The sequence below is a fragment of the Ruegeria sp. AL2 genome (genome assembly GCF_056540845.1).
On the sequence record NZ_JBQFXM010000028.1, the window covers coordinates 1 to 20812 of the forward strand.

Here is a 20812-nt window from a genome sequence, read left to right on the forward strand (position 1 = left end):
CATTGACCACAACATAAACGCTGAGACATAAACAAAGGTGGGTCAAATCTCGGTGAAAATACCGGGTCACTTCTCAGCGGAAATCAACAGTGTCGAGGGGTCCGAATCCTTCCTGTTGGCGTAATGGCAAGGCTGGTGGCCAGTGTTCTACTGGGCCTGGTGGATCGCGTTTGCACCCTTCGTCGGATTGTTTCTGGCGCGCATCTCGCGAGGTCGCTCTATCCGTGAGTTCGTGCTGGGTGCAATGATCGTGCCGTCGCTGATGTGCTTTGTCTGGTTCGCCTGGGCCGGTGGTACAGCGATTGATTTGGAACTGAACGGCGGCGCAAATGGTGTGATCCTTGATGCGGCCAATGGTGACAAGATCTTTGCCATGACCACGTACATGCTCGCTCCAATCGCAGAGTTCCTTGCCTGGGCCATGGCGGTTGTCATCGTGATCTTGCTCATGACGTTCCTTGTAACCTCTGCTGACTCGGCCGTTCTGATCGTGAACACGATCAACGCCGCCGGTGACGAAGGTCCAAAGGCTCGACCACACATCATGTTCTGGGGGGGCAGCGCTGGCATTGGTTGTTGGTGGCCTTCTGATCTCAGGTGGAACTGGGGCCATTCAGACCGCGATGGTGATCGGCGCGTTGCCATTCTCTATCGTCATGGCGCTGATGTGCATCGCATTGATTAAAGCGATCTGGAACGACGGGCGCCGAGAAGCCGCCGGTGTTGCATCAACTATTGATCCACAAACGTCAACGATGCCTGCCGAATAATTTTCACGTATCCAACTGTGACCCCAGGACAGAACTGGGGTCACAAATAGGACAAAGGCCCACACAGAAATTTACCAAAAATGCAGATTAAGATGCTGCATAGTGACTGCTTGCCCACAGTCGCAAATGCGCCGCAGGCTAAAAACTGAGAGTTTTGGCTCCTCCTGCCGTGCGATAAAGGCCGGAGCATTCACATTCCAGATCTCCAGCCATCGACCAAGTTCGGAGATATATCGCAAATTTAGCATATGAACTAAGCTGCAAAACGAGGGGCTGTAGATGCGCTTACAACGATAGATTTCTTACATTGTTATTATCAAAGAAAACCTTGGATGTTTACCCATAATTCTGCGCGGTGTCTGCGCATAACACTGCACGATTTGCCCAAAAGATTGCACATTCACCATTTTAGAGTCGGTTTAAATCCCTCCGAAAGTTTCCTTGATTTCTGCGACTTGTGCTGCATCCAATAATCGGGTTGGCATTCCCCGCAGTGCCACAAGCAACTTGGCCGTTTCTTCCAGCTCTTCTGCTGCACAGACCGCTGAGAAGAGGTTTTTTCCTGAGACGACGGGTCCGTGATTGGCCAGCAGAACAGCACTATGTTTGCCGCCCAGTTCGCGGATCAAATCACCGGACTTCGGGTCGCCCGGCTTAACGTATGGAACCAGTTTGACCGTGCCAACGCGCATGACCACGTACGGCGTAAGCGGTGGAACACAGTCATCTGGATCGGTGTCTTCCAGACAGGACAGAGCGGTGGCCCAGGTCGAGTGCAGATGAACCACGGCACCTGCTTCTGGTCTCGTCTCATAGAAGGCTTGATGCAGAAAAACCTCTTTGGTTGGCTTGTCTCCGGAGACGTGGTTCCCATCCAGATCAATCTTGGCGATGCGTTCGGGGTCGATATCCCCCAAAGTCGAATTGGTTGGCGTCATGAGGATTCCGTCTTGCAGACGTGTGGAGACGTTGCCCGCAGTACCGACGGAAAATCCACGTGCAAACAGCGAAGCACACAGTTCCGACATCTGCCGTCGCAGCGCCAGTTCTTCAGAACTCATTTGCCTGCCTCCATCATTCTGAGGGATTTTGCGAAGAAGTCCGGAGCGCCAAAGTTTCCAGATTTCAAAGCCAGCGCAATGGGTTCAGTTTTTCCAACGCTCAGGACAGGTACGCCCGGGTCAATCTCTGGCCCAATTGACATGGCTGGCGACCCCAGTGCCTCAGACACGGCCTTGGCGACAGCGCCGGATGTTTCCCCCCCGGCCACCACCAATCGCTTGTAGCCCTTTTGGACAAGTTTTCGCGCGGTATCTGCAAAGAGATTGTCCAGTTTTTCTGCAACCGCTTCCTGACCGAACTGACTTTGGATCGCACGCACATCATCTGGGCTTCCAGATGAGTATGCGAGCGGCGCCTGACCCGGATGCGCTTCAAAAAAATCCAGAAGCGTTTGCGCGGTCACATCCCCGGACATGACGCCCGGCACATCAATGGCGAATGTCGGGTGGGATTCCGCATGAACATCGATCTGCCCACGGGTCGCACCTGAACAAGATCCAGCAATGATAGCGGCTGGCCCTGCTATACCGGAAAACACTCTGCTAGAACTTTTGGATGAAGTCTCTTCTAAGAAGTTTCTGGGTAGCCCCAGCGCTATCCCCGATCCCCCGGTAATGAGCTTGGCATCCTTTAGAGCTTCGCCCCAGGCCAGCAAATCCTCGTCCGAGATCGCATCACCGATCATAAAGCGCTCGTCTGCGTTCTGCAATGCATCAGCAATTGCCTCTGGCCCTTGCTTCACAGTGTCAATTGGCACCAACCCAACCGCTTCATCGGATTGATGCTGCAACCAGCGCTTGATGTTCGCATCCGTCATCGGAGTGAGAGGGTGATTTTCCATCCCGGATTCGTGCAACAGCTTGCCGAGCACAAATAGATGACCGTGATAGACGGTGCGCCCTGTTGTCGGAAAAGCTGGACAAAACACCACCTTTTGCGCGCCCAGTTGGTCGGCAAGCGCTTCCGCAACGGGGCCGATATTTCCCTCCAACGTGGAATCGAAGGTGGAGCAATACTTGAAAATGAACTGCTGGCATCCTTGATCCGCGAGCCACCGCAAAGCACGCAAGCTGTCTGCTACGGCTTCCTCGATAGGTGCGGTGCGGCTTTTGAGCGAAATCACACCCGCTTCAATCTCCATGTCCGCCGGGGCAGTCGGAATACCCGGAAACTGAGCCGTTCGTAATCCACCTTCCGGCTCCACGCCCTTTGCCAGGGTGTTCGCTATATCACTCGAACCGGTAAAGTCGTCCGCTATGACGCCGATTTTCATATTTCAATGTCCCTCGTCGGCCCTGGATCCAGCCTATGGATATGCGGTGCCGTACCGACGGGAAAAATCTCACGCACAAGTGGATCATGGCCGGGCACGATAAGTCGAGGATGCGAGGCCAACCTCTCCAGGGTCTCGAAACCATCCATCATGTCCTGCAAATCGACGACGATGGGAAAAGCTTTGCGCGCCATGAAATTCTCATAGTAATGCGAGGCGTCAGAGGCCAGAACCATCCACCCGGCTGTCGTTCTTACACGAACGCATTGCAACCCGCGCGAATGCCCGCCGATACAATGCACGGTCACCCCATCTGCAATCTCGGCCTCTCCATCGTAGAACACGACCTTACCTGAATAGAGGCGTTTTACGGCCTCGCAAATATGGCCCGCAGTGAAAGGCGCGCGCAGGTGGTCGTGGCACATGCAGGGACCAGTGGCGAAGGCCATTTCCGCCGATTGCATGTGCAACTTCGCGTTCTGGAACATATGCAGTCCCCCCGCATGGTCATAATGAAGATGGGTCACAATGATGTCTGTCACCGCTTCCGGCGTGATGTCCAAGGGGCGCAGAGCCTCGCGAGGGTCCATCGCGATCGGGCGATCACGGGCGGCGGCCTCATCGGCGTCGTAGCCGGTATCGACCAGAATGACTTCATTGCCGCGTTTCAATACCCAAACGAAATAATCCATCGCATGAGGCGCGTCGTGATTGTCATCTAAGATGAAGCTATCGCGTCGAGTGCGGGCATTGCGATCCGCGTATTTCACGGCGTGAATTTCCCAATCATTCATCGGATGACCTCGGAATACTGGTGAACTGTCTTCGTAGCGATCATATCAGCCACAGCCGCATCGAAGGATTTGAAATGCGCGCTTTCTAGGTGGGCGGAGAACGCCACGCTGTCATCATAAACCTCATAGAGGAAAACTGCCTCGGGATCGTCGCCGAGGCAAACGTCAAACTGCTGGCATCCGGGTTCTTCACGCAAAGAGGTGGATGCGTTTTCGACCATCAGCGGCAAAAAGATGTCTCTCTTACCGGGCTTAAGAGTGAAGGTGACAGTAACCACAAACATCAAACAGAAAGTCCTTTCAGACGTGAGAAAGCGCGCTTCGCAACGGGCAATTGGCTGAGGATCAGACCAATGTTGAGCACCAGCAGAATGGCCGCACCGGGCCGTGAAAAGAAGACCGAAAGGTCCCCGTCCGACAGGAACAGCGACCGGCGGAAGGTTTCATCAAACAGACTTCCCAAGATAACCCCAATAACCAGCGGAGCGATTGGGTACTTCATGAGGTTCATGAAATAGGCAACGGCGCCGACGCCAAGCATCAGGTAAAGATCATTGATGCCGCCACCGACGCTGAAAGACCCGATTGTTGTCAGAACCATCACGACTGGCAAGAAGATGGTCTGCGGGATGGCGAGTATTTTGATAAAGACCCGAGCGGTAAAAAGCCCCATCAGGAACATTGTCAGGGAGGCCAGCACAAGGATCGCGACTACACGCAGAATGATCTCGGGATCTATCGTCGGACCCGGGATTACGTTGTTGATTTTGAAAGCCCCCATCAAAGCGGCGGCGGGTGGTGAACCGGGAATGCCCAACACCAAAAGCGGGATCAGCGCGCCGCCAATACAGGCGTTGTTTGCAGTTTCAGAGCACAGCAGACCTTCCAAGGAGCCTTTCCCGAATTTATCGCCCTCGGCAGAAACAGTCTTGCCGACACCGTAGCTGACCCAGCCTGCGACATCTTCGCCAACGCCGGGAAGTGCTCCTACCCCGGTCCCGATCACGCCTGACCGGCCAATGGTGGGCAGGTAGCGTCGAATAGAGCGAAGGTTTGGAAGAATACGGCCTTTCAGGGCCAGAATTTTCCCGGCCTCAACGTGCCGCAAACCGTCGATGACTTGAGGGATCGCAAAAGCCCCCATCAAAACTGGAACGACTTGAAACCCGCTCATCAGGTAAGACCAACCGAAGGTATAGCGCGGTTCTGACAACAATGGGTCGAGCCCTACCATGGACATCGCAAGCCCGATCAGACCGGCGATCCATCCCTTAATCACCAGGTCTTCGCTCATCAAAGTGCCAGAAAGCAGAATGCCGAAAAGGGCAAGAAGTGCTTTCTCCGGGCTTGCGATGTTCTTTGAGACCAATAGCAACGCCCAGACAAAAATCAAAAGCGTGATGGTCCCGATAACTGTGCCAATGAAACTGGCCGTCGTGGTCAGCCCAAGTGCTTCGCCCCCTCGACCCGCTTTCGCCAAGGGGTAGCCATCCATGGCCGTCGCCGCGCTGGCTGCTGTGCCCGGTATGTTCAACAGGATTGAGGGGTAAGAGCCGCCGTAAATCGCGCCGACATAGGCCCCGAGCAAGGCAATGAGCGAATAGTCCAATGGAATCTTGTTGCCGAAGAAACCTGTCAGGATCGTCACAGCCAGCGTTGCCGTTAGGCCGGGCAATGCGCCGAACGTGATGCCCAGGAACACGGATGCGATCAAGTATAGATAGGTCAGCGGGTCCACTGCCAGACCAACGAAGGCAGTTCCAAATCCAGCCAGTTGCGAAAGGATAAAGTCCATCCGGTCAGTCTTTCCATAACGGACGAAGCGTCACGTAGTAGTGGTATTCGATTTGCTTGAAGATCAGCCCGCCGCGCGCAGGCACGTTCTGTCGGAATACAAAGGCCATCGCACAAACAAGGACGAGCGGGGCCAATATCGCGATGAAAGGAACGACCCGCAAAACTGGTTCGGAAGACGCTTTGGTCAGCACCAAAAGGGTTAGAGCGGCCCAGAGGACCAATGTGAACCAATCATCACCATGTGCATTCCACGCCGCCTGCGCGGGAAACAAGGCGAATGCAAACAGTCCGGCGACGACGACGGCGATGCAGGCCACCAAGGCACGACGTGCGTGACCTCCGTAGTATCCGTAGGTCAGTGCTGTAATCAGCAATCCCGAGCACAAAATAAAGTCTACTCGGGGAACCAACCCGGCGACATATGCGAGAAGGATCAGGCCTATTGTTGAAGCTCGATAGGCTTCCGAGTTATCCCATCCGATGCCCAAAGCACTGAGCGCGTTTTGGGCTCCACCTGAGCGGATCGAAATAGCCAGCAACACAAAGGACAAGACAAGTAGTCCACCGAAGATGAACAGCGGTACAATTGCAGCCGAGTTGTACCAATCCGATCCACTTACACCCGCGCGGTTTTCACCCCAAAGGGGAATGTCCAACGTCTTCCAAAGGAAAAAGACGGACACTGCTATCAGAACAACCGAAGCCCAGAAGTCGCGTGACCGCATGACCAGTGTTTCGTCGACCTTGCTCATTTTCTGCCTCCTGTAAGAAAGGGCGCGGTGAAACGCGCCCTTTCAAAGCCGCCCGGTCAGGGCTTCTCGATACCCAGCGAGGCCGGATCGACTGTGGCAGCGCCCAGATCCAGCAAAGTATAGGCAAAGGTAGCCTCGAGGTTTGCAAACAGTTCTTGAGCCTCTTTGCCGTGTTGGCCACCGACATCGTAATTGTTGGCCGCGGCCCATTCAGCGACGGTGTCGGACGCAATCGCCTTCTCGAACGCATCGCCGAGGGCTGCCTTAACGTCATCTCCGGCCGAACTGTGAACGGCAAATCCGATGGCTTGTTTAAGCGGCAGGTATTGATCCAGACCGTCATAAATACCAAAGGCAGATGGCACTGATGCCCCGGCGATTTGCGCATCTTCCGGCGTCAACATCGCAAGCGGTTTCAGCTGACCACCTTCAATCAGTGGCGCCTGCTCAGCCAGAGAGGTCACAACCAACGCAACCTCACCCGCTATTGCGGCTTCCTGCCCCGGCGCCGAGCCCTTGTATGGAACGAACTTGAATTCTGCCCCGGACCCTTTCTCTATGGCGAGAAGGTTCAAGTGGTGGATCGAACCCGCGCCGGAAGCCGCAGCTGGAATAGTGCCGGGAGCAGCTTTTGCGGCGTCGACCAGTTCTTCCAGAGTATTGTAAGGGCTGTCAGCTGGAACCGAGATCAGATCAGGTGATCCGCCGACAATAAACGGATACCAAAAATCAAATTTCTTATCCCAACCACCCTGTACAGCTGCGGTGACGTTCGACTCTGACAGACCGACCAGTGTATAACCATCGTCTGGTTGGTTCATGACGTAGACCATGCCGTTGGAGCCTGCGACCCCACCTGTTTGGTTGATCACGTTGATCGAGACCGGAAGGTGTTTTTCCATCTCGGCCATGATCATCCGGTTGATCGTGTCCGTGCCACCACCGGCCCCCCAGACCACAGCAGTGGTGATATCCCGATAGGGGTAATCCTGTGAAGCAGCAGCCCCAGCAATTCCCGTCGCCATAACGACCGCGGCCGCCAACCGCCCTAGCTTCAGTTTCATTTCCAAGTCCTCCCAAAACAACTTCGCGTTTATTATTGCATTTATTTGCGTATACATTAAAGAATGCATTGTCAACGGACTGTAGTGGAAGCTGCTATCGCGCTATGAATGCGAAACGGGAAGGAAGCGGGCTAAGATGAAAAAGAAGTATGATGTGGCAGTGTTCCACGGGGATGGAATCGGTCCTGAAATTATGGCCCCTACGCTTGAAATTCTGCGCCAGCTCTCAGGCAACAATCCCGGCTATGAGCTAGCGTTTAAAGACGCGCCAGCAGGCGCATCCCACTACGTAAAAACTGGAGAATCGTTTCCACCGGGATCACTTGAAACGGCACGCAAGGCTGACGCGATACTACTGTCTGCAATGGGTTTGCCGGATGTCCGCTACCCCGACGGAACCGAGATTTCACCACAGATCGACCTGCGGAAGCAGCTCGGTCTTTTTGCCGGTGTGCGCCCGGTAAAGGTAAGCAGCAGACAAATGACGCCCTTGTCGCTCCCCAACGGAAAAGAGATCGACTTTGTCTTGATCCGTGAAAGCACCGAAGGATTGTTCTTCACCCAAGGAACAGGCGAAGTCACTGAAGATGAGGCGCGCGAAACTCTGTTGATCACGCGTGAGGTATCCGAAAAGCTATTCCGGTTCGCGTTTGAACTCGCCAAAAACCGAAAGGCGTCCGGGCGTGGCCAGGGGCGGGTTACATGTGTCGACAAAGCCAATGTATTCAGAGCCTTTGCGTTCTTCAGATCCATGTTTGACGCTGAGGCTGCCAACCATCCCGATTTGCAGGCAGACCATGCTTATGTTGATGCTACCGCTCTATGGATGGTCCAAAAGCCCTGGGAATTTGATGTCTTGGTGACCGAGAACATGTTCGGAGACATCCTTTCCGACCTTGGCGCTGGTCTTATGGGTGGTCTTGGATTGGCTCCTTCGGCAGACATTGGGTTGAACCACGCCGTATTCCAACCTTGCCACGGCTCAGCTCCAGACATTGCGGGACAGGGTATTGCTAATCCGTTTGCGATGATCCTGTCCGCGGCGATGATGCTTGAATGGCTGGGATTGACCCATGATCACCCAGAACTGTGTAACGACGGCAAACGTTTGCGCGAAGCCGTGGAAAAGGTGACTGCGAACGGTCAAAACCTGACGCGAGACTTGGGCGGTACTGCGGGAACGCGGGACGCGGCCTCATCGGTATTGGAAGCATTGCAGGCATGAATACTAAAGAAGCCATCAAAGTCGCGTGTGTGGGAGCGGGATACTTCAGCAAGTTCCACTACGAAAGCTGGTCCCGAATGCCCGGCGCTGTTCCGATTGCATCCTGCAACCGCGATATCAACAAGGCGAAAAAAACGGGGCTGACCGCCTACGATGACCTGTCGAAAATGCTGGAGATCGAAGAACCAGATCTCGTGGACATCATCCTTCCACCGGTGGCGCAGGCTGACGCCATCCGAACGGCACTGCGCTCTGGCATCAAGTGGCTGATCTGCCAAAAGCCTTTCTGCATGTCTTTGGATGAAGCGGAGAAGATCGTCTCCGAGGCTGAAGCAGTAGGCGCAACCATTGTCGTGCATGAGAATTTTCGCTTCCAGCCCTGGTATCGTGCGATCAAGGTAGCGATGACCGAGGGTCGAATTGGAACACCTCTACAAGCGACTTTTCGGCTTCGGCCCGGCGACGGACAAGGACCGCACGCCTACCTTGACCGGCAGCCGTACTTTCAGGACATGCCACGTTTTCTGGTACATGAGACAGCGGTTCACTGGGTAGACACGTTCCGATTTTTGTTCGATACGCCCAATGCAGTTTACGCGGACCTACGTCGAGTGAACCCAATTATCGCCGGCGAGGACGCAGGTTGCATCTTGTTTGACCATCCCAACGGTTTAAAAGCTCTGTTCGATGGCAACAGGTGCCTTGACCACAGCGCCGATAACCTGCGTCAGACCATGGGCGAGGCGCTTATCGAAGGAACAAACGGGTCACTGGTTCTAAACGGCGACGGTTCAGTAGAACTCCGCGCTTTTGGAAAACAGGAGCGACAACAAATTCTACCTCCGAGCGATAATGATGGATTTGGAGGAGACTGCGTCCACGCCTTGCAAAGTCACGTTGTTTCAGGCCTTCTACGGGGCACGCCGCTGGAAAACACGGCCCGAGATTATTTGGATGTGATCCGCATCGAAGAAAAGATCTATCTTTCGGCTGCGGAGGGACGAAAGATCAACCTGGAGACGCTGTGAAAGATCAGGACACCAAATCTCTTTCCAATACACAACGCGCTGTTAGTGACTTGCGGCGGATGATCTTGTCCGGCGAACTTGCAGCCGGGACTGATCATCTGGAGTCGGAACTCGCTGAGACTCTGGGCATGTCTCGCACCCCGATACGAGAAGCTGCACTGATGTTGGAAAGTAAAGGGTTGCTGGAAATGCGGCCCCGTAAAGGTGTGCGAATACTGCCCGTTTCATCAGACGATATGCGCGAAATCTACGACATACTGACGGAACTCGAGAGTCTCGCAGCTCAGCGCGCCGCCGAAGCGGGTTATTCAGAAGATGAACTGGCGGTACTTGCAGGATCAATCGCAAAGATGGATCAAGCCATCGAAACCGAAGATTTGGAAGCCTGGGCCGAGGCCGATGAATTGTTTCATCAGGAACTCGTGCGTTTGGGTGGCAACAAACGCGTAGAAGCGATTGTGGCCATGGTGAGCGACCAGGTTCACCGCGCACGTACAACGACGCTGTTTATCAGGCCTCTACCAGTCAAATCCAACGAAGATCACCGGGTTGTTTTCCAAGCAATTAGTGAAGGTCGACCGGATGTGGCGCGCGAACGTCATCGGGAACACAGGCTCCAAGCCAAGGCTATCCTTTGCGGGATACTTGAAAAGCACCGGCTTAACAGCCTTTGATCTACTCGTGTTCGCCCATTAGACGTCTAAGGAAAAGCTTTTTGAACGTTGTCTTAGTCGCTTACAATTGTGCCACTATTTATCTGGCACGGGTGGTGGGTTCTGTTGCGAAGTCTTGGCTGGATGACAATAACGCGCTGTGGCAGCGGGTTTAAGAGGCGAGCTTTGCGCCGGTGACAATGACGGTCTTGTTCTTCAGTTCCATGATCATGCCTTTCAACTTATTTGCATGACCATGGGTCTATCGGGCCGACCGCCGGCCAATCGACCCGTTTCTTGCTACTGGCACGGGTGTGGGACCCAATGCGCAAGAACCGGGTCGTGGGGTGCTGAGGATCGGGCGGGCACGAGACGATGGCGGGTGGCCAGCGCGGGGCCGCCTGCGCCACGGCCCTGCCGGGCTTTCCCGGCTCGCCCTAACTGGCTGGACTTAAATCCAAAGCCCGGTGCGGTATGCCTCGCACGGTATCGAGATAGGCTTTGAGGCTTTCGAAGACGAAGCGGTCCCAGCTGGCCTCGCAGACCTCGTGGCTGTGGAGATTGGGCGCAAGACGCACATGTTCGAAGCGGACCACGGCACTGTTCTCGGTACGAGAGATGTTCCAGATCGCGCGAGTGCCGAGCCATTCGGTCTCGGTTCCTCTGGGCTCGCCTTCGTGTAGGTGCAGGGCCTCGACACGTTCCAACTCCACCAGTTTGCCGGGGACAAACCGATGGTATGTCCTAACCGCGTAGGCAATGACCTCGCGAGGGTAGCGAAAGCCCTTCAGGCGCGGCATGCCGGACGGAATGTTCATTCATTGCCTTTAGTCGTCGTCGAAACGCCAGACAACTTGGCAATACCGGATCAACAGATCTCGTGCTTTGAAGGCCAGGGCCACTGCTTGATTGTCTTCGCTGCGGACCTGCACAAACTGCATCGTTGATCGCAGCGCTGCCTCGTACATGGCCTCAGCGTCAATCGCATCACTCTTGCTGCTTTTCACAAACGGTTTGATATATTTGGGCGCGATCAAACGAAACGTATGTCCGAGGGCTGCAAATTCTCGCCCCCAATAGTGGCTCTCGGAACAAGCCTCCATGGCAATGGTGCACGTCGGTAGTGTAGCAACGAACAATAGAAGGTTGTTGAGTCTGAGTTGTTTGCGAAAACTACTTCGCCCGAGGAACTTGCACCCGTGAAGCTGAAACACATTTTTCGCCAGATCTATGCCAACAAGCTCCAAGTCCGCCATTTTGCTAACCACTTGGTGGAATCCATCTCCAAAACCTATCAGATGAGAGATCAGGGGATGTCCATTCCATCAGATACCTATACAATATCACAAGATGCGGCATGCTGCTCGAATGATAGTTAAGCGCAGGAAGCGGACGTTGCTAAGCGTGGCGGTGGGCCCATTGCGGGGTTTCGTGATTTACTGCAATTGATCCAAACCGGAGTTCCGTCTCGACAGTATCGTTTTGTAACGTCCAAGCTATCCAGTTCTGTTAGCTACTCGCTTAATCTATCCCCACTACAATAGGTTTGGCTTTCACCTCTTCCAACATCGACAAAACTTCGGCTTTCCAACCCGCTTTGATCTTCAAAGCCAATTGAGACGGTGGTCGGTGGTCGGGCACAAGGGTTGCATACTCGTATCTTAGCGGTTTTTCGAACGGTAAGAATACAACCTTTCCATTAGACAGGTTCAGCTCTTGTTCAGTGGCAACGGTCAATGGGTCCATGATAGAATAACACTGTCCTGAACTCACAAAGGGTATCAAGGGAAGAAAGTACTGACAGGTCACCGTTGGATTGTAATTCGCGGATACATCCTGAAACTCTTGCCGAATTTTGCGCTGAAACGGGTGCGCGGCATGCAATCCCCCCATCGGGGCTCCGTCAAGATCGGAAATGGAAACGGTCATGCGCGAAGCAAGCGGGCTGTCACGATCAACGGCGCAAAAACAATCTGCCTGGATCAGTTCTGTTGAATACTGAGGCTCTTTCCCGGCCGAATACTCGAAGTCTGCGAAGCCGAAATCAATATTCTGCGTGCCCGCAAGCTCCATGATCTGAGGCGAACTGCGCGTAGATAATGTGATACGTATCTCGGGGTTCTCGCCGACCGATTGGCTGATGAAACGCGGGAAAAGAAAGGCGGACGGGCCTGGCATTGTCGCGATATTCAGGCTGCCGGAATGCCCCTTGATCAATCCTTCCATCGTGCTGGAAATTGTCGCAAGGCGGTCCAGAATACCTGCGGTTTCGGCCAAAAGGTAATGTGCTTCGGGGACAGGTACCAATCGCCGTCCCTTACGCTCGAACAGTGTCAGGCCAAGGGTCTTTTCAAGATTCTTCAAGGCCAGACTGATCGCAGGCTGGGTGCGGTTCAGTTTCCTGGCGGTTTGAGAGATGGAGCCGGTCTCCATCACCTCACGGAAAACGGTCAGCTGCGTAAGGTTCATGAGTCATGTATAAGCTAAACTATAATTTTGTGAAATATAATAAATTTGTCTTTATGCAATTTGCCTCTACGCTTGCAGGATCGAAATTCGGCCAAACCGAATCTGACCATCCAAAAAGGGAGATGATGATGAAATTTGTGAAATGCTTGACCGGACTGGCCCTGGCGGGCGCGCTTGCCGCCCCTGCGCTGGCGCAGGACCCAACGTTTTTCCGCATCGGGACCGGTGGTGCAGGCGGAACCTACTTCCCTATCGGAGGTACCATCGCAAACGGTATCTCCGCCCCTCCGGGCTCGCGCCCCTGTGAAGAAGGCGGCCAGTGCGGTGTTCCGGGCCTGATTGCAATCGCACAATCCACCACCGCTTCGGTCTTCAACAACGCCGCTGTTCAGAACGGAGAGCTTGAGGCCGGTCTGGCCGCTGCAGACGTCACCCGTTCGATGTATCTGGGGGAAGGCAAGTTCGAAGGCAAGCCGCATCCCAAGCTGCGCATTGTGGCAAACTTGTTCCCGGAGGATCTGCATCTGGTTCTGCCTGCAGGACAGACGATCAATGATCTGGGCGATCTGGAAGGCAAGCGTGTAGGTATCGCGCAAGCCGGTTCCGGTACACAAGTTGCCGTGCTGCAGATGCTGGATGCCTGGGGCGTAAACCGGGACAATATGGATGAGGCCGAGCTGAATAACAGCCAGAGCGCAGAGCGTTTGGCGGATGGTCAACTGGACGCCTATTTCTATGCCGCAGGTTGGCCCGTTGCGGCGATGGTTCAACTGTCATCGACCAAGGGCATGAACTTGCATTCCTTCAGCGACGAAGATCTGGCGAAGATCAACGAGATCATCCCGGCCTATATCCCCTCGGTCATTCCGGGTGGCGTCTATGAAGGGATCGACACCGAAACCAAGACCCCTGCGGTTAGCGCGATGCTGGTTGTCTCTTCGGACCTGTCCGAAGATCTGGTCTATCAGCTGACCAAGGCGCTTTGGAATGACAACACGCGCAAACTGCTGGACAACGGCCATGCCAAAGGCAAGCAAATCACACCTGATACGGCACTGGACGGCGTAGAGGCACTGGGTGTTCCGCTGCACCCGGGGGCCGAGAAGTTCTACAAAGAAGCAGGCCTACTTTAACCTACCACTCACAAAACTGACCTGCAGACGCGATGCCTCAATGGGGGCATCGCACTGTCAAAATGCACCAATATGACAGGGAGGCCATCATGTCCGAGACCCACCAACCTGATGACCGCGAACTGACGGCCGAAGAACTAGCTGCAATTGAGGAACAGTTCGACGAAGGTGCCGCTGTACGTGAAGTTTCGCCCACCACGGGCAAGGTATTGCGCGTCGTCGCCCTGATCTTTGCGTTCTACGAGTTTTTCACCGCCGGGTTCGGCCTGCCTGCGGACCATTGGCACATGGGTATCTACTTGGCCCTGCTGTTCATCCTGGTTTATGCCACCATCCCTATTATCGGCGCCAAGAGCCTTTATGCACTCAAGGTCAGCCGATTTCGCATTGGGAATGTCCCTCTTTACGATTTGGTTTTCATGGCGCTTGGAATCGTTGCTGCGCTTTATGTTGGCGTTGCATGGCGCGGCATTCCCTTTCTTGGGATCGAGGAACAGACATTCCGCATGGGTAACCCCAACACCTACGATGTGATATTGGGTGTGATCATCATCCTGCTGGTACTGGACATCGCGCGCCGCACTTTGGGCTGGGTGCTACCGCTGATCATCTGCGTCTTTATCTCATACGCCCTGCTTGGGCCGTACTTCCCCGGCTTGTTGCAGCATCCCGGTGTAAACTTCAAAACCTTCGTGTCGTCGATGTACTTTCCGCAGGAAGGCATCTATGGCGTCACGCTTTGGGTCGTTTCGACCATCGTCTTCCATTTCGTTTTGTTTGGTGTGATCGCGCAGCGCACCGGGTTGGGAAAGTTGTTTATCGACAATGCCACCATTCTGGCGGGTCGCTATACAGGTGGTCCGGCCAAGGTGTCGGTCGTATCATCGGCTTTCTTTGGAACGATCTCAGGGTCCTCGGTCGCCAACACGGTTTCAACCGGCGCGCTGACCATCCCGAACATGAAACGCCTGGGCTACCCCGGCCATTTCGCGGGCGGGGTCGAGGCTGCTTCCTCGGCGGGCGGCCAGATCACGCCGCCCATCATGGGGGCCGCGGCCTTTATCATGGCCGAATTCCTGGAGGTGCCTTACACCACTATTGTCATTGCGGCGATCTTCCCGGCGCTTCTGCACTATATTGGCGTCTTCGCGGTTGTGCACTTGATGGCGCGCAAGCTGAACCTGAAGGGTCTGACAAAGGAACAATTGCCGCAACTCAAGGCTGTCTGGGCTGAAGGTTGGGCTAATATCGTGCCCTTGATTGGCCTGCTGGTGGTGCTGTTTACCGGTTACACGCCATTCATGTCTGCCTTCTGCGGCATATCGCTGGCGGTGATCGCGGGTATGTCGCGTATCAAGCAGCCACCAACGCTGATTTACGCGGCGGCGTTTCTGGCCTTTGTGTTATGGAAGTTCTCGGATGGCGGGTTCGACCTGACAATGACCGCGATACTCTGCGCGCTGTCTGTGACTGCCACACTGAACCCGCAAAAACGTATCGAAGTGCCCGAGATGCTAGCTGCTGTCGAACTGGGCGTAAAATACTCGCTGGCGGTGGGTGCCGCTGCCGCCGCTGTGGGTATCGTTGTGGGTGTGATTAACACCACTGGTATCGGCTTTCGTATCGGATTTATGGTCACGCAAGGGGCAGGTAATCTGGCGGCGGATCTTTATAATATGATCTCGTTCGGCAGCTTCCAGCTGTTTGCAATCGAAGACCTGCAACTGTTCATCTCCCTGATCTTCATCGCTGTCGTCTGCATTTTGATGGGGGCGGGTATTCCAACCACCGCGCTTTACATCATGCTGGTTTCTGTCGCGCAGCCCGCGCTGGCCCAGTTGGGTGTTCCGCCCATCGCAAGCCACCTGTTCGTGCTCTACTACGGCGTGGTGTCCGAAATTACGCCTCCGGTCTGTACATCGGCTTATGCGGCGGCTGCGATCGCCAACTCAAATCCGTTCCGCACCGGGCTGTCCGCGTTTACGCTCGGGTTGGGCAAGGTGATAGCGCCGATGGCATTCGTCTATGCACCGGTTTTGTTGTTCGTGTCCTCCACCGGGTTCGATTTTTGGGAGTTCACATACACTGCGGCAAGCTGCATAGCGGGGGTCATCGCCCTGTCCGCGGCGGTCGTCGGTTATTGGCTGCAACCGCTCAACGTATTGTCTCGTATTCTGATGGCTTTTGCCGGGATCATCTTCGTAGCGCCCACGATAACGGCTGACCTGATCGCGCTGGCAGTAGCGTCACCCGTGATCGTTACGCAGTTGATCGCCCGCACCCGAACTCAAGCAACGGCCTGACATGTCTGAACGTGTAACCATTATCGGCGCCGGGATCGTCGGCATCTGCTGCGCGCTGTCATTGCAGGAACGTGGCAAAACCGTGCGGTTGATTGACCGGGGAGAGCCCGGGCAGGAGACCTCATTCGGCAATGCAGGTGTGGTGTCTCCCTGGTCGATCATTCCCCAGGCCGTTCCCGGCATTTGGAAAAAACTTCCTCAAATGCTGTTGGATCCGAAAAGCGCGTTGTCGGTCCGGACATCCTTCTGGCCGAAGATGATCCCGTGGGGGCTGCGCTTTCTGGGTAAGTCCAGCGAAAAGACTGTGCGCGAAGTTTCGGATGCGATGGAGATTTTGTGCCGTCCGTCCATTGATCTTTATCGTCGGCACTTGCAAGGCACTGGGCACGAGAACCTGATCGTCGACAGCTACTACATTCACGCGTTCCGCAATCCGGAAGAGGCCAACCTAGACGGGCTTGGCTATCTGATCCGTCGGGAAAAAGGTGGTGAGTTGGAGCGTGTTGACGGTACTGAACTACGGCGCCTGGAACCTGCACTGTCCAATGAGTTCAAGGCTGCAATCGTGATCAAAGGCCAAGCGCGCGCAACTTCACCGGGGCGTTTGGGCGCTGTTCTGGCCGAAAAAGCGCGTACCCAAGGTGCCGAATTCGTGCGGACCGAAGTCACCAAGATTAGTCGCGCCGGGGAAAGCGGATGGCAGATCTCCACGTCGCAAGATTCGTTGCACGCGCACCATGTTGTACTTGCCGCCGGGGTGTGGTCTGCCGACCTGCTGAAACCTCTCGGACTACCGGTACCGCTTGTGGCTGAGCGGGGGTATCATATCGAGTTCCCGAGCCCTTCGGCTGTGCTGAACAATTCCGTCATGGATGTGGATGCAAAGATCGTCGCAAGTTCGATGTTGGGCGGACTGAGGGTTGCCGGCACGGCCGAGTTTGGCAGCGTAGACGCACCAGCCAACCCGCGAAAAGAAAAGATACTGACCGATCAGGCCAAATCTTTGGTGCCGGACCTTGATACAGGTGGGGCGAAGTTCTGGATGGGACGGCGCCCCTCATTTCCTGACAGCCTGCCTGCGATTGGGCCGCTCAATGGCAAAGACGGGCTCTACGTTGCGTTCGGGCATTCTCACTACGGCCTGATGATGGCACCGAAAACGGGGGAACTAGTGGCGGATCTCGTGTCTGACCGCAGTCCAAATATCAGTTTGGACCCATTCTCGCTGGCCCGATTTTAGATCTCTAAGTCAAAAGGACCCAAGTACCATGCCAATTTACGAAGGTGGTCAAAACATCTGCGGGGGTTCGATCGGGGTTTTGTGCCTTGAAAGCTATTTCCCCAAACCGCCCGGACACATCAAGAATCCGTCCAGCCTTCCGTTTCCCGTGCTCTACGAAATGATCGACGGAATCACCGTCCCGACCCTGCTGAACAACCCATCGCCTGAGTTGCTTGCCCCCTTTGTTGAGGGCGCAAAACGCCTTGAGGCCGAGGGCGTTCGCGCCATTACGGGAAGTTGCGGGTTTCTGGCTTTGTTCCAAAAGGAACTCGCCGCAGCCGTTTCCGTGCCTGTCTTTGCATCGAGCCTGATTCAGGTGCCCCTCGCCTTCCATATGACCGGAGCCAAGGCCCCGGTGGGCGTGCTGACTGCAAATGCGTCAGCCTTGACGCCAAAGCATTTCGAAGGCGTCGGAGCCGCCGGTATACCCGTCGCGGTGCAAGGATTGGAGGACACCAGCGAATTCGCTGAGGTGATCTTGCGGAATACACGGACCCGCATGGACACCGATGTGATCGAGGCCGAAGTCCTTGAAGCAGCACGGCGACTAAAACACCAAACACCGGAAATCCGGTCGCTGGTACTGGAGTGCACCGATTTGCCGCCATATTCCGCGCGTCTTCAGAAAGAGCTGCAGCTTCCCGTTTTTGACCTTACGACATTAGCACAAATGGCGCATTCTATAGCGGTCCGGGTACCTTACTCTGGAATGATGCCGTGGCAACGCTGACTGCGTCGTGCTTTTAGTGGCGAGAAATGAATTGGATCACCGTTTCGTCAAAAGACGAACGCGCCCGATTCTGGGCTCCGGTTCTGAAGGTGTAGACGCCCGCGCTGGCCTCGGTGTGCCATCTTAGGTTTGCAAACAACCTGAATGGAGGCGTTTATGGAAAATATTAGTATGATTGGCCTGGATTTGGCGAAGAACGTTTTCCAGGTGCGCGGAGCGGATGGATCAGGTTATCTTGTTCTTCGGAAGAAATTGCGCAGGGGTCAGGTCCTTGAGTTCTTCGCAAAGCTGCCGCGTTGCGTGGTTGTAATGGAGGCCTGTGCCAGTGCGCATTATTGGGCGCGCAAGATCAGTCGCTTGAGTCACGAAGTCAAGCTGATCCATCCGGCCTACGTGAATCCATTCGTCAAATGTCAAAAGAACGATACGGCCGATGCGGAAGCGATCTGCGAAGCCGCGAGTAGACCAACTATGCGCTTTGTTGCCGTGAAAAGTGAAGAGATCCAGGCGTCCGCAATGGTTCTGCGGGCCCGGGAGTTGCTGGTTCGGCAGCGGACGTTCGCTGAAATCTGCTGAACGGCAGAGTTGCGGACCCAAGCCGCCCTCTGATGGTATCGCTTGAATGTCTGCGTTACATTGGAGCGGTCGTCGCCTAGAACAGCTTGCAATTCTATCGCGACAGAAACCCGAATAGTGGATGTCCATGTCCGACACAATTCTTGCTGCTGAACCAACTATCCGCCTTATTGCCTTCTTATCCGTCCTGGCGGCGATGGCACTTTGGGAAGTGGCCGCACCCCGGCGAAGACGGGATATTCCGCGCGTTATCCGATGGACAAACAACCTTGCGCTCGTGGTGCTCGACACCGCCATCCTGCGGCTGACCTTTCCAATCCTCGCTGTTGGTCTCGCAGCTATGGCCGAGGATCGCGGATGGGGGCTCTTCAACAACATCGAGGCGCCGGTTTGGGTTGCCATCGTGGCCTCCATGCTGCTTCTCGATCTCGCAATCTACCTTCAGCATGTGATGTTCCACGCCGTACCGGGGCTTTGGCGTCTGCACCGGATGCATCACGCCGACCTCGATTTTGACGCGACCACTGGCTTGCGTTTCCATCCGGTAGAAATTCTCATCTCGATGGGGATCAAGCTGGCGGTTGTAGCAACCTTGGGGCCGCCCGCTGTCGCCGTGCTCCTGTTCGAGGTGATCGTGAACGCTACTGCGCTCTTCAATCACGCAAACATTGACTTGCCGCGTCCGGTGGATCGAATACTTAGATGGATCGTCGTCACTCCAGACATGCACCGAGTCCACCATTCCGTTGATCCAAGCGAGACCAACTCGAACTTTGGCTTTAATCTACCGTGGTGGGACCGACTTCTAGGCACTTACGTTGCGCAACCCGAGATGGGGCATAAGGGCATGGAAATCGGCATCGAGCAGTTTCGCACACGCCGAGACCTCTGGCTCGACCGAATGCTGATTCAGCCGCTGCGCGGCCCGGCGAGCGGAGGTGCCCTCGACACCCCGAGCCAACGGAAGCGATCTTCATCTGTCTCGTCCGGGCAAACCAAGCTTGGCACTGACCAAATAGACCAATAGCGTTGAGACTGTAGCGCGTGGCGTCTGTCCCGCTGATCCCCAGGGCGTCGCGGGCTGGTTTCGCAACCGCGAACTTACGCCCCGACGGATCGTGCATGAAAGCGGAATGTTGTCGATCTTGTTGCAGCGCGGCCTCGCCGGTCTCGGTCTGCCTGCGACCTGCATTGTTGCCCTCAAGGCGCACAAGTGCTTGTCGGCACGGCTCAACAAGTCTGACGCCACCTATGCCGAAGGATTGGCGCAGCTCGCCCGAACCGGCTGGTTCACTGCGGTGCATATCCGCAGCGAAGAGGTCGACCGGCTGCGATGCCTTGTCGGTGCCCTTGAAAGGCTGATCCGGCAGCGCAAAGACCTCGAAGGTCACATCCGTGGCGTCCTCAAAACCTTCGGCATCCGTATGATCGGTATTGGCCATTCTCCATCGAATTTGGGTCGATGGCACCGTATTCCGGCTCGACGCTGCACTGAACATGGTCTGATCGTCTGTTAATCCACCTGTTGCCTGCCTGATAGCGGGCCTTCGAGGTCTCGCAGGGACGTGGTTCCGATGATGTCGTGGTCTGGACCGTCGCTGAATCTAGTCATGCACGCCTATGAGATGGGCACATCGGAAATACATCGAACCAGCATCATGTTGGCAGCCGTCGCGCTGACCACGACCCGAAGCATGTACCCCAAGGATCTCAATCGAAGGCCGTGACAGAAAGCAGAGCGGACACGAACAAGGTAAAGTTACACCGCCTTGGCGGATCAATCACGCTACGCAAAACAGCTTGACTGGGACGGCTCCGTTACCGAAGTCCTGACCCTAATGGCTTCGCAGAGGTGAGTGCGAGTTGGCCGCATTACATTTACCCAGATGCTCATTGATCCT

The 20812-nt window shown here is 55.2% G+C and carries 18 protein-coding genes and 3 pseudogenes; 11 read left to right on the forward strand and 10 right to left on the reverse strand.

Going from position 1 to position 20812, the window contains the following annotated elements; genetic code table 11:
* Positions 1-124: 124 nt before the first annotated feature.
* A pseudogene (locus tag ACR0ID_RS18600) lies at positions 125-770 on the forward strand (BCCT family transporter); the annotation flags it as partial.
* A gap of 419 nt (positions 771-1189) precedes the next feature.
* Here ACR0ID_RS18600 and otnC read toward each other — a convergent pair.
* The 7 genes from otnC to ACR0ID_RS18635 are packed head-to-tail and all read right to left on the reverse strand — an operon-like array spanning position 1190 to position 7512.
* Entirely contained in the window at positions 1190-1831 is a 642-nt protein-coding gene (gene otnC, locus ACR0ID_RS18605; protein WP_480607783.1) for a 3-oxo-tetronate 4-phosphate decarboxylase, read from the reverse strand.
* On the reverse strand, positions 1828-3105 hold the full coding sequence (gene otnK / locus ACR0ID_RS18610) for a 3-oxo-tetronate kinase (RefSeq protein ID WP_480607786.1): 1278 nt from the start codon (positions 3103-3105) through the stop codon (positions 1828-1830). Before otnK ends, otnC begins: the two co-directional genes overlap by 4 nt.
* On the reverse strand, positions 3102-3899 hold the full coding sequence (locus ACR0ID_RS18615) for an N-acyl homoserine lactonase family protein (RefSeq protein WP_480607789.1): 798 nt from the start codon (positions 3897-3899) through the stop codon (positions 3102-3104). Before ACR0ID_RS18615 ends, otnK begins: the two co-directional genes overlap by 4 nt.
* Positions 3896-4183: a putative quinol monooxygenase gene (locus tag ACR0ID_RS18620; protein WP_480607792.1), complete on the reverse strand. Its 288-nt coding sequence runs from the start codon at positions 4181-4183 to the stop codon at positions 3896-3898. The genes ACR0ID_RS18615 and ACR0ID_RS18620 overlap by 4 nt, the downstream gene beginning before the upstream one ends.
* Positions 4183-5694 (reverse strand): tripartite tricarboxylate transporter permease, encoded by a 1512-nt coding sequence (locus ACR0ID_RS18625; RefSeq protein WP_480607795.1) that lies wholly within the window; start codon positions 5692-5694, stop codon positions 4183-4185. The genes ACR0ID_RS18620 and ACR0ID_RS18625 overlap by 1 nt, the downstream gene beginning before the upstream one ends.
* 4 nt (positions 5695-5698) lie before the next feature.
* On the reverse strand, positions 5699-6448 hold the full coding sequence (locus ACR0ID_RS18630) for a hypothetical protein (RefSeq protein WP_480607798.1): 750 nt from the start codon (positions 6446-6448) through the stop codon (positions 5699-5701).
* Positions 6449-6504: 56 nt separating this feature from the next.
* A complete protein-coding gene (locus ACR0ID_RS18635) occupies positions 6505-7512 on the reverse strand; it encodes a Bug family tripartite tricarboxylate transporter substrate binding protein (protein ID WP_480607800.1) in 1008 nt (335 codons plus the stop codon).
* Between the two features lie 136 nt (positions 7513-7648).
* On the opposite strand from ACR0ID_RS18635, the gene ACR0ID_RS18640 reads away from it, so the two are divergent.
* Genes ACR0ID_RS18640 through ACR0ID_RS18650 form a run of 3 tightly spaced genes read left to right on the forward strand, consistent with a single transcriptional unit; the run spans position 7649 to position 10439 of the window.
* Positions 7649-8737, forward strand: a complete 1089-nt coding sequence (locus tag ACR0ID_RS18640) for an isocitrate/isopropylmalate dehydrogenase family protein (protein WP_480607802.1) — start codon at positions 7649-7651, stop codon at positions 8735-8737.
* Positions 8734-9765 (forward strand): Gfo/Idh/MocA family protein, encoded by a 1032-nt coding sequence (locus ACR0ID_RS18645; RefSeq protein WP_480607804.1) that lies wholly within the window; start codon positions 8734-8736, stop codon positions 9763-9765. Before ACR0ID_RS18640 ends, ACR0ID_RS18645 begins: the two co-directional genes overlap by 4 nt.
* Positions 9762-10439 (forward strand): GntR family transcriptional regulator, encoded by a 678-nt coding sequence (locus ACR0ID_RS18650; RefSeq protein WP_480607807.1) that lies wholly within the window; start codon positions 9762-9764, stop codon positions 10437-10439. The genes ACR0ID_RS18645 and ACR0ID_RS18650 overlap by 4 nt, the downstream gene beginning before the upstream one ends.
* A 707-nt stretch (positions 10440-11146) precedes the next feature.
* Here the strand turns inward: ACR0ID_RS18650 and ACR0ID_RS18655 are convergent.
* The 3 genes and pseudogenes from ACR0ID_RS18655 to ACR0ID_RS18665 form a co-directional block, all read right to left on the reverse strand.
* A pseudogene (locus ACR0ID_RS18655) lies at positions 11147-11236 on the reverse strand (IS6 family transposase); the annotation flags it as partial.
* A 9-nt stretch (positions 11237-11245) separates the two neighbouring features.
* On the reverse strand, positions 11246-11674 hold the full coding sequence (locus tag ACR0ID_RS18660) for a transposase (RefSeq protein ID WP_480607809.1): 429 nt from the start codon (positions 11672-11674) through the stop codon (positions 11246-11248).
* Positions 11675-11939: 265 nt separating this feature from the next.
* Positions 11940-12887 carry a LysR family transcriptional regulator gene (locus tag ACR0ID_RS18665; protein ID WP_480473598.1) on the reverse strand — a complete coding sequence of 316 codons (948 nt, stop codon included), beginning with the start codon at positions 12885-12887 and terminating at the stop codon, positions 11940-11942.
* 128 nt (positions 12888-13015) lie between these two features.
* Here ACR0ID_RS18665 and ACR0ID_RS18670 point away from each other — a divergent pair, with 128 nt between their 5' ends.
* The 7 genes and pseudogenes from ACR0ID_RS18670 (at position 13016) to ACR0ID_RS18700 (ending at position 20428) form a co-directional block, all read left to right on the forward strand.
* Positions 13016-14020, forward strand: coding sequence for a TAXI family TRAP transporter solute-binding subunit (locus ACR0ID_RS18670; protein ID WP_480555840.1), 1005 nt, complete (start codon positions 13016-13018; stop codon positions 14018-14020).
* A gap of 89 nt (positions 14021-14109) precedes the next feature.
* Positions 14110-16323 carry a TRAP transporter permease gene (locus ACR0ID_RS18675; protein ID WP_480607812.1) on the forward strand — a complete coding sequence of 738 codons (2214 nt, stop codon included), beginning with the start codon at positions 14110-14112 and terminating at the stop codon, positions 16321-16323.
* 1 nt (position 16324) lies between these two features.
* On the forward strand, positions 16325-17563 hold the full coding sequence (locus ACR0ID_RS18680; protein ID WP_480555838.1) for an NAD(P)/FAD-dependent oxidoreductase: 1239 nt from the start codon (positions 16325-16327) through the stop codon (positions 17561-17563).
* Positions 17564-17591: 28 nt separating this feature from the next.
* Complete coding sequence (locus ACR0ID_RS18685; protein WP_480607815.1) at positions 17592-18335, forward strand: aspartate/glutamate racemase family protein; 744 nt, start codon at positions 17592-17594, stop codon at positions 18333-18335.
* A gap of 156 nt (positions 18336-18491) precedes the next feature.
* Positions 18492-18893 (forward strand): annotated as a pseudogene (locus tag ACR0ID_RS18690) (IS110 family transposase); the annotation flags it as partial.
* Positions 18894-19038: 145 nt separating this feature from the next.
* The gene (locus ACR0ID_RS18695; protein WP_480607818.1) at positions 19039-19938 is read left to right on the forward strand and encodes a sterol desaturase family protein; all 900 of its coding nucleotides are present in this window, start codon (positions 19039-19041) and stop codon (positions 19936-19938) included.
* Between the two features lie 91 nt (positions 19939-20029).
* The gene (locus ACR0ID_RS18700; RefSeq protein ID WP_480607821.1) at positions 20030-20428 is read left to right on the forward strand and encodes an IS110 family transposase; all 399 of its coding nucleotides are present in this window, start codon (positions 20030-20032) and stop codon (positions 20426-20428) included.
* Positions 20429-20812: the final 384 nt, after the last annotated feature.